Source organism: Proteus sp. fly-1089 (assembly GCF_040138965.1).
GTDB lineage: Bacteria > Pseudomonadota > Gammaproteobacteria > Enterobacterales > Enterobacteriaceae > Proteus > Proteus vulgaris_B.
This window is the reverse complement of sequence record NZ_JBEETS010000007.1, coordinates 183,370-199,916: the sequence shown is the minus strand read 5'-3', so window position 1 is coordinate 199,916 and position 16,547 is coordinate 183,370. Positions and strand designations below refer to the sequence as shown.

General features: G+C 37.8%; 13 protein-coding genes and 1 tRNA gene. 4 read left to right on the top strand and 10 right to left on the bottom strand.

What is annotated here, in order from left to right; translation table 11 throughout:
* Positions 1-36: 36 nt before the first annotated feature.
* From ABN080_RS15215 to ABN080_RS15185, 7 genes are all read right to left on the bottom strand, one after another.
* The gene (locus tag ABN080_RS15215; protein ID WP_109409039.1) at positions 37-747 is read right to left on the bottom strand and encodes a HAMP domain-containing protein; all 711 of its coding nucleotides are present in this window, start codon (positions 745-747) and stop codon (positions 37-39) included.
* Between the two features lie 523 nt (positions 748-1,270).
* Complete coding sequence (gene dppF, locus ABN080_RS15210) at positions 1,271-2,272, bottom strand: dipeptide ABC transporter ATP-binding subunit DppF (RefSeq protein WP_349441437.1); 1,002 nt, start codon at positions 2,270-2,272, stop codon at positions 1,271-1,273.
* Complete coding sequence (gene dppD / locus ABN080_RS15205) at positions 2,265-3,248, bottom strand: dipeptide ABC transporter ATP-binding protein (RefSeq protein WP_072068806.1); 984 nt, start codon at positions 3,246-3,248, stop codon at positions 2,265-2,267. The genes dppF and dppD overlap by 8 nt, the downstream gene beginning before the upstream one ends.
* A gap of 12 nt (positions 3,249-3,260) precedes the next feature.
* Entirely contained in the window at positions 3,261-4,163 is a 903-nt protein-coding gene (gene dppC / locus ABN080_RS15200; RefSeq protein WP_349441435.1) for a dipeptide ABC transporter permease DppC, read from the bottom strand.
* Positions 4,164-4,173: 10 nt separating this feature from the next.
* The gene (gene dppB / locus ABN080_RS15195; protein WP_072068808.1) at positions 4,174-5,193 is read right to left on the bottom strand and encodes a dipeptide ABC transporter permease DppB; all 1,020 of its coding nucleotides are present in this window, start codon (positions 5,191-5,193) and stop codon (positions 4,174-4,176) included.
* 153 nt (positions 5,194-5,346) lie between these two features.
* Positions 5,347-6,954 (bottom strand): dipeptide ABC transporter periplasmic-binding protein DppA, encoded by a 1,608-nt coding sequence (dppA, locus tag ABN080_RS15190; RefSeq protein WP_197269794.1) that lies wholly within the window; start codon positions 6,952-6,954, stop codon positions 5,347-5,349.
* Positions 6,955-7,830: 876 nt separating this feature from the next.
* Positions 7,831-7,907 (bottom strand) — tRNA-Pro (locus ABN080_RS15185).
* A gap of 300 nt (positions 7,908-8,207) precedes the next feature.
* On the opposite strand from ABN080_RS15185, the gene ABN080_RS15180 reads away from it, so the two are divergent.
* Positions 8,208-8,513 (top strand): DUF5339 family protein, encoded by a 306-nt coding sequence (locus ABN080_RS15180; RefSeq protein ID WP_197269793.1) that lies wholly within the window; start codon positions 8,208-8,210, stop codon positions 8,511-8,513.
* A 74-nt stretch (positions 8,514-8,587) separates the two neighbouring features.
* Here the strand turns inward: ABN080_RS15180 and ABN080_RS15175 are convergent, their stop codons facing one another.
* Positions 8,588-8,923, bottom strand: a complete 336-nt coding sequence (locus ABN080_RS15175) for a YceK/YidQ family lipoprotein (protein ID WP_349439485.1) — start codon at positions 8,921-8,923, stop codon at positions 8,588-8,590.
* A gap of 382 nt (positions 8,924-9,305) precedes the next feature.
* Between ABN080_RS15175 and ABN080_RS15170 the strand changes: the two genes are divergently transcribed.
* Positions 9,306-10,964, top strand: coding sequence for a putative transporter (locus ABN080_RS15170; protein ID WP_197269791.1), 1,659 nt, complete (start codon positions 9,306-9,308; stop codon positions 10,962-10,964).
* Between the two features lie 265 nt (positions 10,965-11,229).
* On the opposite strand, the gene ABN080_RS15165 is transcribed toward ABN080_RS15170, so the two are convergent.
* A complete protein-coding gene (locus tag ABN080_RS15165; protein ID WP_349441434.1) occupies positions 11,230-12,489 on the bottom strand; it encodes a valine--pyruvate transaminase in 1,260 nt (419 codons plus the stop codon).
* A 194-nt stretch (positions 12,490-12,683) separates the two neighbouring features.
* Complete coding sequence (locus ABN080_RS15160) at positions 12,684-13,244, bottom strand: DNA-3-methyladenine glycosylase I (protein ID WP_349441431.1); 561 nt, start codon at positions 13,242-13,244, stop codon at positions 12,684-12,686.
* A gap of 237 nt (positions 13,245-13,481) precedes the next feature.
* Between ABN080_RS15160 and glyQ the strand changes: the two genes are divergently transcribed.
* Together glyQ and glyS are read left to right on the top strand one after the other, a co-directional pair.
* Complete coding sequence (gene glyQ / locus ABN080_RS15155; RefSeq protein WP_004246832.1) at positions 13,482-14,387, top strand: glycine--tRNA ligase subunit alpha; 906 nt, start codon at positions 13,482-13,484, stop codon at positions 14,385-14,387.
* A 9-nt stretch (positions 14,388-14,396) separates the two neighbouring features.
* A complete protein-coding gene (glyS, locus tag ABN080_RS15150) occupies positions 14,397-16,469 on the top strand; it encodes a glycine--tRNA ligase subunit beta (RefSeq protein ID WP_115351126.1) in 2,073 nt (690 codons plus the stop codon).
* The last annotated feature ends 78 nt before the right edge of the window (positions 16,470-16,547 follow it).

The following is a 16,547-nucleotide window of genomic DNA, read 5'->3' as shown; positions in this document are numbered from 1 at the left end:
ACTATAGTGATTAGACTCATTATGGTGTAAGAAGGTTCAGACCTTCGGCAATTTTTGATCAGATTTTTGATGATTATATCCTTTAACCAGCAAACCAATCTCATCATCACGATGTGATTCTGGACAAGATAAAGCAGAAACTTGGCTATCTTTATTAAGAGTAACGGCTATTTGGCGTAAAGGTTTCACCACAATACGATTGATACACCAGCTAATTGCAACCGTTAGAATAAGCCCCATTAACAGATATGTAGTTAACATTAGTGCGACAGTATTGCTGGCAAAGCGATAAAAACGGTTTGTGTCAGCCTGTAAAATAAGATAGCCAGTATAAGACTTATCATCTGTTGAAGTAATACCTAATGGCTGTAATGGAATAACAGCCTCAACAGGGATACCAAAAAGCCAGCTTGAGAAATCAGAAACGTCTTTTTTGGGTGCAAAATCTAAGTTCATCACCTGAATATTCTCAGGTTGCATCACTATCGCTTTACCAAGAATACCCGTTGCTTTTAACCCAATTATCTGTTTTTTGGCATCATTTAAATCTGATCGTAACAATGCATCAGCAAGCGGTTGCTGGATACTGACACCCGCATTAAAAAGCTGATTTTGATAATCTTCACGGCGTTGATCTATCAAATAGACAAGTTGAATACTGATAAAAATAGCAATAGTCACCAACGTAACGCCCGCAACTGCGGCCATCTGTTTTATTGTTAATGAATGTTTAAGATGAGGTTTCATCATTGCTATTTCCAATATACTTACTTGAACAAAGTGATTATACTGTATTTTTTAGATTATGTATCACTCTCAATAAAGAAAATAGCGCGATAAAAACTGCCTATCCATTAAAATAATGGTAGATAAATATATAATTATTATTATTTGAGTATAGTTGTAAGATAAAAATAGTAAAATGAGATAAACGCTGGATTTAACTTTTTTAACTACGATATTGCCATATTATTTTGATTATAGAATATAATTCACTAAAAAACACAATGCCATGCAAGTTTAAATCTATAAAAATCTTATTAAGATTTTAAAAACAAAAATAAAAGAATAATTATATTTTATATATATAAATATTTTTTATTTTTAATACCAGCACACTTAATATTTAAAGAGATTTATATAAAATAACATTTAATATTTATTAAATCACAATTGGATTATCTGATTTGGTTCGAATTAATATAATTAAAAAAGGAGCAATATTTTTTATATATATCGCTCCTTTTTGATTAAAAATATTCTTTTTTATTTAAAGTGCTAAGTTATCTTGCTCAACAGCAAAACAAGCAATAAGTTGGCCATTATAATCTTTTAAAGTTGGCTGTAATTGACTGCATGGCCCAAATGCACGACGGCAACGTGCTGCAAAAGCACATCCTGGTGGTGGATTTAACGGGCTTGGCAATTCTCCTGTTAATTTAATGCGTTCACGTCTTAATTCCGGTGTTAATCTTGGCGTTGCTGATAACAAAGCTTGTGTATAAGGATGCTGAGGATTTTCAAAAATTTGAGCCTTAGTCCCTTTTTCTACGCAACGGCCTAAATACATCACAATAACTTCATCTGCAATATGCTCAACAACGGAAAGATCATGGGAAATAAAGACATAAGAAAGCCCCATATCCTGTTGAAGATCCATCATTAAATTTAGAACTTGAGCACGCACTGAAACATCGAGAGCAGAAACAGGTTCATCCGCCACCACAATATCCGGTTCAAGCATTAAACCACGAGCAATAGCAATACGCTGACGTTGACCACCAGAAAACATGTGAGGATATCGGCTATAATGCTCTGTTTTCAATCCTACTTTTGCCATCATTGATAATACTTTTTCTTTACGTTCAGATACGTTAAGTGTCGTATTGATCAAAAGTGGCTCTTCTAGAATTTGTCCCACCTTTTTACGAGGGTTTAATGATCCATAAGGATTTTGAAATACAATTTGGATCTTTTGGCGACGCAATTTCTCTGCTGATTTATCTTTGATTAACAGATTTTGCCCACGGTAAGAAAGCTCCCCTGAAGTGGGTATTTCAATCATGGTTAATAATCGACCTAATGTCGATTTTCCACAACCTGATTCACCAACAACCGCCAAGGTTTTACCACGCTCTAACTCAAACGAAACACCATCGAGCGCTTTCACTGTTTTCTCTTTTGAAAACAGTCCCCCTTTAACATTGTAATACTTGGCTAAATTGACCGCCTTTAATAAGGGAATAGTGACATTTGGATTAACTTCAGCCATGTGTGGGTCTCCCTGCATTATCTAACGGTGTATGGCATTTCACGCGATGTGTTCCCAATTCTCTTAAGGCAGGTTCGGTTTTATAGCATTCATCATGAGCATAAGGGCAACGAGGATTAAGTAAACATCCTGTTGGTCTATCATAACGACCCGGTACGACCCCAGATAATGAAGCTAATCGCGCTTTGTTGCTGGCAAATTCAGGTAATGCTCTTAATAGCGCCTGTGTATAAGGATGGCGAGGTGATTTAAAAATTTCTGATGCCTTCCCTGATTCCACTACTTGCCCCGCATACATCACAATAATGGTGTCGGCGGCTTCTGCCACTAATGCTAAATCGTGAGTGATAAGCACTAGCGCCATATTTTCTTGTTTTTGTAAATCAAGCAACAGTTCTATGATCTGCGCCTGAATAGTCACATCCAGAGCCGTTGTCGGTTCATCAGCAATCAATAATTTAGGACGACAAGCAATCGCCATTGCAATCATCACTCGCTGACTCATACCGCCAGAAAGTTGATGTGGATATACATCTAAACGTGAAGCAGGATCAGGAATACCCACCAGCGTTAAAAGGTCGATAGCACGTTGTTTACGTGTTTTTCGGCTTCCGCCTTGATGAACTTTTAATGCTTCCATGATTTGATAACCAACCGTAAAACAGGGGTTTAGGCTGGTCATTGGATCTTGGAAAATCATTGCGACATCAGCCCCCACCAAATTACGTCGCTCTGATTCAGAGATTTTCATTAAATCTCTACCATCAAAATAAAGCTCTTGAGCACTCACTCGCCCCGGAAAATCAATCAGCCCCATAATAGCCAATGAGCTCACAGATTTACCTGAACCTGATTCTCCAACAATACCAACAACTTGCCCCTCTTCAACTTGATAGCTAATTCTGTCTACCGCTTTAAACGGAGTATCTTCATCACCAAAGTGAACAGATAATTGATTAATATTTAATAATGCCATCTTCTTACTCCGTTACTGCTTTAATTTCGGATCAAGCGCATCTCGTAAACCGTCACCCATTAAATTAAAGGCAAGCACAGTAAACAAAATAGCAAGACCAGGGAACGTCACAACCCACCATGCACTTTGTGTAAACTGCAACACGTCAGATAACATAGTTCCCCACTCAGGAGTTGGAGGCTGAGCGCCCATACCTAAAAAGCCCAATGCTGCCATATCTAAGATTGCATTAGAAAAACCTAAAGACGCTTGAACGATTAAAGGTGCGAGACAGTTAGGTAAAATATTGATAAACATTTGGCGCATTGACCCCGCACCAGCGACGCGAGATGCAATAACATAGTCACGGTTTACTTCAATTAAAACAGCAGCTCGTGTTAATCGAACATAATGAGGTAAAGCAACAAAAGTCAGTGCAATAGACGCATTGACGATAGAAGGCCCAAAAATTGCTACCAGCACTAATGCCAATAATAAACTGGGTAATGCCAACATAATATCGACCACTCGCATAATGCCGATATCCACAAGACCACCGAAATAACCCGCAGCTAGCCCTAGAATAATTCCTAAGATAAGTGACAGTACGACAACGATACAGCCAACTAATAATGAAAGACGAGCACCAAACATTAAACGAGAAAGAATATCCCTGCCAACATCATCAGTGCCTAGAATAAATTGCCAACTTCCCCCTTCTTGCCAAACAGGAGGCGCTAATAAGAAATCACGAAATTGCTCATTCGGTGCGTGAGGTGCAAGAAAGCCTGCAAATAACGCAATCAGCAACATAATTACGATATAAATTAATCCAACAACTGCGCCCTTATTTTGTTTAAAATAGTACCAAAATTCTTGGAAGGGGGTCATAGGAGCCGGTGCATTGATGACCGGTGTAACTTTATTTTCAGTCATTATGCATTCCTTATTTTTTATGGCGAATACGTGGATTCACAATGCCATAAAGAACATCAACCAACAGATTGACAAAAATAATCATCGTTGCAATTAAAAGTACACCACCTTGAACCACAGGGTAGTCTCGTCGTTGTAAGGCATCGATTAACCAGCGACCTAAACCCGGCCATGAGAAAATAGTTTCCGTTAAAATTGCACCAGCCAGCATTGTTCCGACTTGCAATCCAATAACGGTGACAACAGGTAACATCGCATTGCGTAATGCGTGAATAAGAATGACACGAGCACGACTCAAACCTTTTGCTCTTGCCGTACGGATATAATCTTCACCTAATACTTCAAGCATAGATGAACGAGTCATACGCACAATAACCGCTAAAGGAATAGTTCCTAATACAATGGCAGGTAAAATAATATGATGGACAGCATCGATGAAGTCGCCTTCTTCTCCCCAAATAAGAGTATCAATAAGCATAAAGCCCGTTAATGGATTGCTATCATCTAAAAAGACACTATCAGCAAGCCGCCCTGACACGGGAGTTAAATCTAATTTCACAGACACCAGCATGATTAGCATGATCCCCCACCAAAAGATTGGCATGGAATAACCTGCTAATGACACACTAATCGCGGTATGATCAAAGATAGAACCACGTTTTACCGCAGCCAGCACACCCACAGGAATGCCGACAGAAACTGCAAAAATCATGGCACAAACGCCAAGTTCTAAAGTGGCTTTAAAGCGAGGTAAAAATTCATCCCAAACAGGAATGCGGCTTTTTAATGAAATTCCCAAATCACCATGAAGAATACCATTTAAGTAATTGAGATATTGTTGCCATAACGGCTTATCCAGCCCTAATTCTGCCATTAAATAAGCATGACGCTCTGGAGATAGACCACGTTCACCCGCCATAATCATGACCGGATCACCGGGAATAAGATGCACGAAAATAAACGTAAGTAATGTAATTCCGATAAACGTAGGGATAACAAGTCCCAAACGTTGAAGGATAAATTGCAGCATATCCTAATTCTCTTTTCAAACATCAGCTAAAAGATAGCGCTGATAAATCAGGAGAAAATCCCCTGCGCCCACAGTGTACTGAATGTATTCTTTATTATGGAATAGCGGTGCCTTTCACGAAGAAAGACACCGTACTTAAGTAAGGTATTGCTATTATTTCAGAGAGACATTCTCGAAGTGATGTTTACCTAATGGATCAACCACATAGTTCTCTACTTTTTTACTCACTGGCTCATATACCGTAGAGTGAGCAATAATCAGTGCAGGAGCTTGATCGTGCATAACGACTTGAGCTTGTTTATAAAGCTCGACACGTTTTTCATGATCAGACGCTACTCGTGCAGGTTGGATCAGATCTTCAAATGGCTTATAGCACCACTTAGAATAGTTTGAACCTTGCTCTTTCGCAGCACAGCTAAATAATGTCGCAAAGAAGTTATCTGGATCTCCATTATCCCCAGTCCAACCCATCATTACTGCTTGGTGTTCACCGGATTTAGCACGTTTGAGATATTCACCCCACTCGTAACTGACAATCTTGGTTTTAACACCAATTTTTTCCCAATCCGCTTGTACCATTTCAGCCATACGACGGGCATTTGGATTATAAGGACGCTGTACAGGCATTGCCCATAAATCGATAGTAAAACCATCTGCAAGACCTGCTTCTTTTAGCAGTGCTTTGGCTTTTTCAGGGTTATATTCATAATCAACGATATCGTCGTTATAACCCCACATTGTTGGTGGAATGAGGTTTTTCGCTTTTTGGCCCGCACCTTGGTAAACCGCTTCGATAATCGCGTCTTTATTCACAGCCATGCTTAATGCTTGGCGAACTTTTTGGTTATCCAGTGGTTTTTTCTCAACGTTAAAAGAGATATAACCCACGTTTAAACCCGGTTGTTCTAATAGATTGATATCGCTATTTTGTTTCATTTTCGCAATATCAGCAGGATTTGGGAAAGGCATTGCCTGACACTCACCTTTTTGCAATTTAGCATAACGCACAGAAGCATCAGGTGTAATAGAGAAAACTAAACGATCAATGTCTGGTTTTTTACCCCAATATTGATCATTTGCTTTATAAAGAATACGAGAATCTTTTTGATATTGTTGTAATTGGAAAGGCCCTGTACCAATAGGATCTAAATCTACTTTTTCAGGTGTTCCTGCTTTCATCATATTATCGGCATATTCCGCAGATAATATGGATGCAAAGTCCATTGCCATATCAGCAATAAAAGGCGCTTCTGAACGTGTTAAAACAAAACGAACGGTATGATCATCAATTTTTTCGATTTTCTCGATCATATTGTTCATATCCATTCCTGAGAAGTATTCGTAACTTCCCCCAGACACTTTATGGTAAGGATGTTGTGGGTCCATTTGGCGCATAAACGTGTACATTACGTCATCTGCATTAAATTCACGGGTTGGCTTAAAGGTTTTGCTACTATGCCAATTTACCCCTTTACGCAAATGAAAGGTATACACCTTACCATCATCACTCACATCCCAACTTTCAGCGAGTCCTGGAATGATTTCCGTTGTACCCAGTTTAAATTCCACTAAACGATCATAAATAGGTACTGAACTTGCATCATAGGTTGTTCCAGAGGTAAATAGCTGAGGGTTAAATCCTTCAGGTGAACCTTCGGAGCAATATACTAATGTTTTTGCCTGCACGCCCGCAGAAACAGCTAATGCAAGTAGCCCGATTGTCGCGGTTAAAATTCCTGTCTGTTTTTTGGAGCTTTTCATCATTACTCTCCGAAATTGTTCTGTTGTGTTTTGGCTTCCTGTTTAAAAACGGAATGCCTTTTTATTTTGTCATTGTTCAATTAACCAACTGTATCCCCTTACGTCAATAAGGGTCTACTCCGTAAAAAGAACAAGTTATAAACATAAATGAAACGAATATCGAACAAAATCAGAATAAAAAAATAAGTCTCTGACTAATATCTAGTCAATAAAACCACACATTAAGAAATCCTTAAGTAAAATGACTGTTTTAAAAAAAGCTATGATTTGTGATTAACCGCTTAAATATTGAACGAATATTTTGAAATGAAACAAAGAACTTGGTGCTTTATTCTGTTATAGAAGAAAAATAATCATACGATCAGAGTATCCTGACTTTGGCACAAATAAGGCCATTAGAGTGAAAAATCCCAAAGCAACGCACTTAACAAACCACTCAACTAGACAAGTGCATTAGGTTCAGTGTGTTATTAATAGTTTTGATTTTTTAATAGTAGAAAATTCATATTTTTTGATAATTATCAGACGTTCCATTGCCCATTAATATTGAATTAAGATGATGGTTTCTAGGTTTCTTATTAGCAGTTAATAAAGCTATTTTTAAATAAGCCTGATAACTGAACGGCTTTATCATCCTGACTAAATCAAAAGCAGAAGCTATCAAGTATTTCCTTTCATTATGGAAAATATTTCCACATGTTTTTGTTCTTGAAATTAATAAGGAAATGGAGTGTCAGGCTAACAGTAAGATGAGCAAGAGAGAAAATACTATTATGGCGAAAAAGTAAGATGAAAACTGACACATCTTAGTGCATCAATTTATTTTGGAAGGGCTAAAACGACAAAACCCCGCTTTAAAAGCGGGGTTTCTTAATATGGTCGGCGAGAGAGGATTCGAACCTCCGACCCACTGGTCCCAAACCAGTTGCGCTACCAGGCTGCGCTACTCGCCGAAAACGAGGTGCATCTTACTGCCAGAAACCCATTGCGTCAATACTTTTTTAGTATCTCCTGACTGTTCGTATGGTTTTCAACCAAAATGATTGATTTTTAACTTTTTTATCATAAAAACCATCTACTTTTAGCGTAACTATAACAATCAACTTCTTCTATATTCTCTGCAAGTTCTGTTTTTCTTTACATTGCTGATAAAAAACAAGAAAAAATAAAAAATTTATTCGTTAATACTATCGTTTATTTTATATGCTTTTTATATAATTCACTTATGTCAAATAAAATGGGTAGTTTAGAGAATGAAACAATATTGGTGGAGTCTCGCATTACTCCTGTTGTTAACCACACTTCCAACCCAAGCATCCATGGCACATGCTTGCCGAGTGTACTTTAAGGAAGCAGACAAATTTATTCAGTATATTTCTCAACGTGAAGACCTAAAGCATAATATACCCGAAATTAAGGGGAATTTTGAACAAAGCAAAAAACAGATAATGGCAGCGCCGCTAACAGAACAAAAAGTAATATGTGATAAAGAAATGCAAGAGCTTAATAGCCTTAATAAAATGTTCGGCCCTAAAGAAGAAACAGTGTTAAATAAATAGCCCTATAAATAGTTAAATAAGCAGATAATGACTAGATAGAATTACTTATTCGTTATTTAGTCATTATTTTGATATTAATTCTTATTTTCATAATTATTATCTGCCGTTGTACTTTCTAATCTTTTTATTCGCTCTTTTGGTGAGTTATCACTTTTATCATCACTCTTGGTATAATAATCATAAGGCAGTAATAAAGTATCTAATACTGCACTAAAAGGAAAATCTAAAAGAACAAGGGGTTTCATTGCCCACCCAGTTTCATCATCTTTTAGCATTGCCATATTATTCTTTGTCCCTGAATAAAGCTCTTTATTCGGACCAGCATGTGTCATAACGCTAGAGCACCCCGTCAACAGAGTCATGAAAAATGCGATTAATGTTAAATTTTTACTCGTCTTTCTAAATATCATAGGGCACCTATAAAACAAGATCAGGAGTCAATGCTTTTTATCATATAGTTAAACCTGTTTTCTCTTATAGAACAAGAGAAAGATGATATAAAATAGCTTAATTTTTCAATAATTAAATAAATAAGTATGCGTAAAAAATATTATTATATCTAATTAAAAAAACATAATAACATTACTAATTATTATGTTTCCCTGATATTAAAATTCAACCATCTTTATTTTAAAAGAACATTTTAACTCTATATTTATCTTTCTTATTTTTTTGATCTTTATATATGCCGAATCTGTGCGATAAGGCACAGCGACTTTCTTTGTTCTTTGCCAAAATAGGTTTATCGTTTTAGCTCAATTTTTTTATTTTTTTGAGTATAGGATCTTTTTTATGAGTGATATTGCATTAACAATGGTGATGTTGTCATTAGCAGGCGCTCTAGGTCTTTGGATTGGCAATATCAAAATCTATCGAGTCAGCCTAGGGATAGGTGGCGTTCTTTTTGGTGGCATAATTATTGGGCATTTTGCTCAACACTATAACCTTTTACTCAACGCACAAACTCTTCATTTTATTCAAGAATTCGGTCTTATTCTTTTTGTTTATACCATCGGTATTCAAGTTGGCCCTGGCTTTTTCTCTTCATTACGTGTTTCTGGATTAAAACTCAACGCCTTTGCAATTTTCATTATTCTTCTTGGTTCTATCATCACCGCCTCAATTTATCGTTTATTTGATGTTCCCTTGCCTATTATTTTGGGTATTTTTTCTGGTGCTGTCACCAATACTCCATCTTTGGGTGCTGGGCAACAGATACTCACTGATTTACATATTGATCCCGCTTTAGTCGGGCAAATGGGGATGGGCTATGCTATGGCTTATCCTATGGGAATTTGTGGCATATTGTTAGTTATGTGGCTTATTCGTGTATTTTTTAAAATCAACATTGATGAAGAAGCGAAAACCTTTAGTAACCAGCAAAATAGTACTAAAGAGGCACTACATACCATTAATATTGCCATTAAAAATCCCAATTTAGATGGTTTATTAATGCAAGATATTCCACTACTCAATGAAGACGCCATTGTATGCTCTCGTTTAAAACGTGGTGATAATATTATGGTGCCGATGCCATCAACGATTATTCAGTTAGGAGATTTATTGCATATTGTTGGTTCGAAAGAAGATCTTAATAAAGTACGCCTTGTATTAGGCGAAGAAGTTGACGCATCGCTCTCAACATCAACCAATTTACTACAATCAGTACGGATCGTTGTAACGAATGATTCCGTACTCAGTAAGCGTTTAAAAGATCTTGATCTTAAAAGAAAATACGATGTTGTCGTAACTCGATTAAACCGCGCCGGTATCGAACTAATTCCAAGCAATAACAGCATGTTGCAGTTTGGGGATATTCTTAATGTTGTTGGTCGTCCTGAATCTATAGAGGCGATTACGGTCCTGTTAGGTAATGCTCGTCAAAAATTAGAGCAAGTTCAAATGCTACCTGTTTTTATTGGTATTGGATTGGGGGTTTTACTTGGTTCTATTCCTATTTTCATTCCCGGTATTCCTGTAGCCCTTAAATTAGGATTAGCTGGTGGCCCTCTTGTTGTTGCCTTAATTTTAGGGCGTATTGGGACATTCGGTAAGCTCTATTGGTTTATGCCGCCAAGTGCAAACTTAGCATTACGTGAATTAGGCATTGTCATGTTTCTTGCCGTAGTAGGACTAAATTCTGGTGGTGAATTTGTTGAAACCTTAATTTATGGCCAAGGACTGAGTTGGATTGGCTATGGTATTCTTATTACACTATTACCGTTATTAATTGTGGGGATCATAGCTAGGATCTTCTTTAAACTTAATTACTTAACTCTTTGCGGAATGTTAGCAGGTTCAATGACCGATCCACCTGCTCTGGCCTTTGCAAACTCAATACATAGCTCAAGTGGAGCTGCTGCACTTTCTTATGCCACCGTTTATCCTTTAGCGATGTTTTTACGCATAATAACGCCACAATTAATGGCACTTATCATCTGGAGTTTGTAGCAAAAATAATAAATATATTAATCAGTTGAACCAAATATGTTACTAAAATCCACATTTTGCTTAGCAGAGGAATAATTAAGGCCATGAATGGCTCTTATTTAAGCCATAGATTTTATCATTGTCTGTTTTAATAGTTCTCGTGCTAAGAAATTTAGATTGAGACGGATTGCTAAATGTTTAGTAATCAATTTCTTTCCGTCAAACTTATGCTCAAAAGTCCTCGTTATTGTCTTTGCCCCTTCTTCTCGCTGAAGGGGCATTTTTATTAGATATTCACTGGCTGATAGATGTTCTCGATTTCTTCAGCCAGAATTTTTATTCCTTTCTCTATCAATTCAGGCTCAGGTACGTAATTCATACGCATACATTGATGAGCATGATCCCATGAATCTTCTAATCCTGGAAAGAAGTAATGTCCCGGCACCATTAATACACCACGTTTTTTCAAACGACGATATAACTCTTCACAAGAAACAGGCAAGTCTTTAAACCATAGCCACAAGAAAATAGCGCCTTCAGGTTTATGAATAAGGCAACGTTCTTCAGGTAAGTAACGGCGAATAATATCAATGGTTTCAAGCACACGCTGATGATAAAAAGGCCCAATTACCTCTTGAGATAGTCGCATCAAATCATCACGTTTTAGCATTTCTAATGCCATTGCTGGTCCAATTCCACCCGGTGCAAGACTAATAATGCCATTCACATTTGTAATGGCTGAAATCAACTCTTCACTGGCGATGATAATGCCACAACGTGCGCCGGGTAAACCTAACTTAGACAGGCTCATGCAAAGAATTGTATTGTCATTCCAACGAGGTGTTGCTTGAGTGAAAATAATACCTGGGAAAGGAACACCATAAGCATTATCTATAATCAGAGGGATATTATGCCGTTTAGCTAAATCCTCTAGCTTTTCAACTTCGTCATCGGTAATAACATTACCCGTTGGGTTTGTTGGTCTAGAAACACAAATAGCCGCAATATCATCACCAATTTCAAGATGAGCAAAATCAACATGGTATTTGAATTGCCCATTTGGCAACATTTCTATAGTTGGCTTATTTGCAACAAACAGATCTTCTTCTAATCCAGAATCGGCATAACCGATATATTCAGGTGCTATAGGAAAAAGAATTTTACGTTTCTTGCCTGCAGGGGTTGTTCCGCCTAATAAATTGAACAAATAGAAAAAAGCGCTTTGGCTACCATTGGTTAATGCAATATTTTTTGCCGAAATATTCCAGCCTAACTTCTCTTTTAAACATACCGCCAACGCTTGTAACATAGCATCTTTGCCTTGCGGGCCATCATAGTTACAAACTGCATCACTTAACGTGCCATTTTCTGTCATCTCTTTAAGTAACTGGCGAAAATAGTTGTCCATTTCAGGAATATGCGCAGGATTACCGCCTCCCAACATCACGGCACCGGGTGTCCGTATTCCTTCGTTTAAATCTTGCATCAAGCGAGCAATGCCTGAATGCTGAGCAAATTTTTGCCCGAATTGTGATAATTGAGTCATCTTTGCAGGTATCTTCTATGTTGCTTTCTCGTTAAGAAATACCATACCGCGAGCTTTAATCTGCATCAATAGTTATAATAGAAATGATAAAATAGGAATATTAATACAGGTTTAAATATTGAAATATAAAACTAATAAATTATTAAGTTAAAGATAACTCAACTCACATTTTACTTTTTATTGGTGTTTTCACTCTATTCTTTACGACAAAAACAAGAAAGAATATGGTCATTCACCATACCAACAGCTTGCATAAAAGCGTAGCAAGTTGTTGTACCAACAAATTTAAAGCCTTTTTTCTTTAACGCTTTTGCCATCTTATCTGAGATTTCAGTAGACGCAGGTACTTGGGATATATCATCCCACTGATTAACAATTGGTTTATTATCAACAAATTGCCAAATAAACTGGCTAAAATCGTCACCTTGCTCTTCCATTGCCATAAAAACACGCGCGTTATTAATAATGGCATTAATTTTTCCTTGATGACGGATAATCGCGGGGTCTTGTAATAGAGCTTCAATATCTTTCTCTGTCATTTTGGCTATTTTTTCAGGTAAAAAACCAAAGAAACAGCGACGATAACCCTCTCTTTTTTTGAGTACGGTATACCAAGATAGCCCGGCTTGCTGGCCTTCAAGGCAAATCATTTCAAAAAGCTTGTATTTATCTCGTTCAGGTTTTCCCCATTCATCGTCGTGATATGCCAAATATTCAGGATCATTGGTTACCCAATCGCAACGTTGTTTACTCATTCACTCATTCCTTGTTATCAATAACTTTCAATAGCATTACTTATATACTGTATAAATATACATGTAAATAGGTGAAAAAAAATTCAATCTAATTCTTTGAGCATAGTCATAAAGTCAATTAAAGGATTATTTTTTTGATCGAGGGAAAATTGCCCGCATTCCTTGCTGTATATCTTTCGTCTAGAAGGTATACTGAAACCTTTCTTTTTATTCTATGTATCGCCATGCGGATATAACATGCAAAAGTTTGATACCAAAACCTTTCAAGGTCTTATCCTGACACTACAGGATTACTGGGCTCGCCAGGGCTGTACCATTGTCCAACCATTAGATATGGAAGTGGGTGCCGGCACATCACACCCAATGACCTGCTTACGAGCATTAGGGCCAGAGCCTATTGCTGCGGCTTATGTACAACCTTCACGTCGCCCAACTGACGGACGCTACGGTGAAAACCCTAACCGTTTACAGCACTATTACCAATTCCAAGTTATCATTAAGCCATCACCTGATAACATTCAAGAACTGTATCTTGGCTCTTTAAGAGAGTTAGGTTTAGACCCAACTATCCATGATATTCGTTTTGTAGAAGATAACTGGGAAAACCCAACACTCGGTGCTTGGGGCTTAGGCTGGGAAGTTTGGCTCAACGGCATGGAAGTCACGCAATTTACCTACTTCCAACAAGTGGGTGGATTAGAGTGTAAACCTGTTACAGGCGAAATTACTTACGGTTTAGAGCGCCTTGCCATGTATATTCAAGGCGTAGATAGCGTCTATGATTTAGTTTGGTGTGATGGACCATTAGGTAAAACCACCTACGGTGATATCTATCATCAAAACGAAGTTGAGCAATCAACCTATAACTTTGAATATGCTGATGTAGACTTCTTGTTCTCTTGCTTTGAACAGTATGAAAAAGAAGCCCGCGAGTTGTTAGAGTTAGAAAAACCTCTGCCTTTACCTGCCTATGAACGTATCTTAAAAGCAGGACACACCTTTAACTTATTGGATGCACGTAAAGCTATCTCTGTGACAGAGCGTCAGCGTTATATTTTACGTATCCGTACTTTAACCAAAGCGGTTGCTGAAGCATATTATGCTTCTCGTGAAGCGCTTGGTTTCCCTATGTGTAAAAAGTAAGAGGCTATCATGACAACTGAGACTTTCCTCGTGGAAATCGGCACGGAAGAATTACCGCCGAAAGCGCTTCGTTCTTTAGCCGAATCTTTTGCTGCTAATTTTACTGCAGAGCTGGACAACGCCAATATCACTCATGGTGATGTATCTTGGTTTGCAGCACCTCGCCGTTTAGCCATTAAAGTAGCTAATATGGCGAAATCGCAAGCAGATAGAACCATTGAAAAACGTGGTCCTGCAATTGCTCAAGCATTTGACGCTGAAGGTAAACCAACCAAAGCAGCTGAAGGTTGGGCAAGAGGTAATGGCATTACTGTTGACCAGGCAGAACGCTTATCAACAGATAAAGGCGAGTGGTTATTTTATCGTGCAGAAGTAAAAGGTGAAGCTGTTAACCAATTACTGATTGGCATGGTAAGCACAGCATTATCCAAATTACCAATTCCCAAATTAATGCGCTGGGGCGATAAAGAAACTCACTTTGTACGTCCTGTTCATACTGTCACTTTATTATTAGGTGATACTGTTATTGATGGTGAAATTTTAGGTATCCAAAGCGATCGTATTATTCGTGGTCATCGCTTTATGGGTGAAGCTGAGTTCACTATTGATAATGCAGATCAGTATCCTGAAATTCTTTATGAGCGCGGAAAAGTTATTGCTGATTACGAAACGCGTAAATCAATTATTCTTCATGATGCTCGTCTTGCTGCTGAAAAACTTGGCGGTATCGCAGATTTAAGCGATAGCTTAGTGGAAGAAGTCACTTCATTGGTTGAATGGCCGGTTGTGTTAACAGCAAAATTTGAGGAAAAATTCCTTGCCGTTCCTGCTGAAGCACTGGTTTACACCATGAAAGGTGACCAAAAATACTTCCCTGTTTATGATAAACAAGGTGGGTTGTTACCTAACTTTATTTTCGTCACTAATATTGAATCTTCTGATCCACAACAGATCATTAGTGGTAACGAAAAAGTAGTACGTCCTCGCTTAGCTGATGCAGAGTTCTTCTTTAAAACTGACCGAAAACAACGTTTAGAAGATAACTTACCACGCCTTGAAACCGTATTATTCCAGAAAGATTTAGGCACACTGCGTGATAAAACAGACCGTATTCAAGCATTAGCTGGCTTTATTGCGAGCAAAATGGGTGCTGATGTTAATAAAGCAACCCGTGCAGGTTTATTGTCAAAATGTGACTTAATGACCAATATGGTGTTCGAATTCACAGATACTCAAGGTGTTATGGGTATGCATTATGCACGTCATGATGGTGAAGCCGAAGAAGTTGCTGTTGCACTAAAAGAACAATATCAGCCTCGTTTTGCAGGCGATGAATTACCTTCTAATCCTGTTGCTAGCGCCCTCGCTATCGCAGAGAAGATGGACACACTTGCGGGTATTTTCGGCATTGGTCAACATCCGAAAGGGGATAAAGATCCATTTGCTCTACGTCGTGCATCATTGGGTGTTTTACGTATTATCGTTGAGCAAGATTTACCGTTAGATATTGAAGAATTAACGCAAGAAGCTGTTCGCCTTTACGGTGACAAACTGACGAATAAAAATGTCGTTAGTGATGTAGTTGAATTTATGTTAGGTCGTTTCCGTTCTTGGTATCAAGAATTAGGTTACAGCATTGATACTATTCAAGCTGTATTAGCACGTCGTCCAACACAACCTGCTGACTTCAATGCTCGTGTTAAAGCAGTAACTTATTTCCGTACATTAGAAGAAGCCTCTGCTTTAGCAGAAGCCAATAAACGTGTTTCTAATATCTTAGCAAAATCTGCTAACGTAAAACTGAATGACACTGTTTTAGCTTCCGTATTAAAAGCACCAGAAGAAGTTCAATTAGCGGCTAATCTTTCTGTATTACAAGATAAGTTGGCACCATTATTTGCAGAGCGTAAATATCAAGAAGCATTAGTTGAACTAGCTTCATTACGTGATGTGGTCAATAACTTCTTTGATAAAGTTATGGTGATGGATGAAGACGAAGCGGTTCGTATCAACCGTTTAACCATGTTAAGCCAATTACGTGAACTGTTCTTAAAAGTCGCGGATATTTCTGTTTTACAATAAAGAATAGAATATTGTTTGAAATAAAAACCGATACTCTTATAGGGTATCGGTTTTTTATAAGTATGAAAATAGACACTT

Bases quoted from the DNA above. Each gene is read 5' to 3' on its own strand.
- ABN080_RS15215 (WP_109409039.1), bottom strand. From the start codon at position 747: ATGAAACCTCATCTTAAACATTCATTAACAATAAAACAGATGGCCGCA.
- dppF (WP_349441437.1), bottom strand. From the start codon at position 2,272: ATGGCTGAAGTTAATCCAAATGTCACTATTCCCTTATTAAAGGCGGTC.
- dppD (WP_072068806.1), bottom strand. From the start codon at position 3,248: ATGGCATTATTAAATATTAATCAATTATCTGTTCACTTTGGTGATGAA.
- dppC (WP_349441435.1), bottom strand. From the start codon at position 4,163: ATGACTGAAAATAAAGTTACACCGGTCATCAATGCACCGGCTCCTATG.
- dppB (WP_072068808.1), bottom strand. From the start codon at position 5,193: ATGCTGCAATTTATCCTTCAACGTTTGGGACTTGTTATCCCTACGTTT.
- dppA (WP_197269794.1), bottom strand. From the start codon at position 6,954: ATGAAAAGCTCCAAAAAACAGACAGGAATTTTAACCGCGACAATCGGG.
- ABN080_RS15180 (WP_197269793.1), top strand. From the start codon at position 8,208: ATGAAACAATATTGGTGGAGTCTCGCATTACTCCTGTTGTTAACCACA.
- ABN080_RS15175 (WP_349439485.1), bottom strand. From the start codon at position 8,923: ATGATATTTAGAAAGACGAGTAAAAATTTAACATTAATCGCATTTTTC.
- ABN080_RS15170 (WP_197269791.1), top strand. From the start codon at position 9,306: ATGAGTGATATTGCATTAACAATGGTGATGTTGTCATTAGCAGGCGCT.
- ABN080_RS15165 (WP_349441434.1), bottom strand. From the start codon at position 12,489: ATGACTCAATTATCACAATTCGGGCAAAAATTTGCTCAGCATTCAGGC.
- ABN080_RS15160 (WP_349441431.1), bottom strand. From the start codon at position 13,244: ATGAGTAAACAACGTTGCGATTGGGTAACCAATGATCCTGAATATTTG.
- glyQ (WP_004246832.1), top strand. From the start codon at position 13,482: ATGCAAAAGTTTGATACCAAAACCTTTCAAGGTCTTATCCTGACACTA.
- glyS (WP_115351126.1), top strand. From the start codon at position 14,397: ATGACAACTGAGACTTTCCTCGTGGAAATCGGCACGGAAGAATTACCG.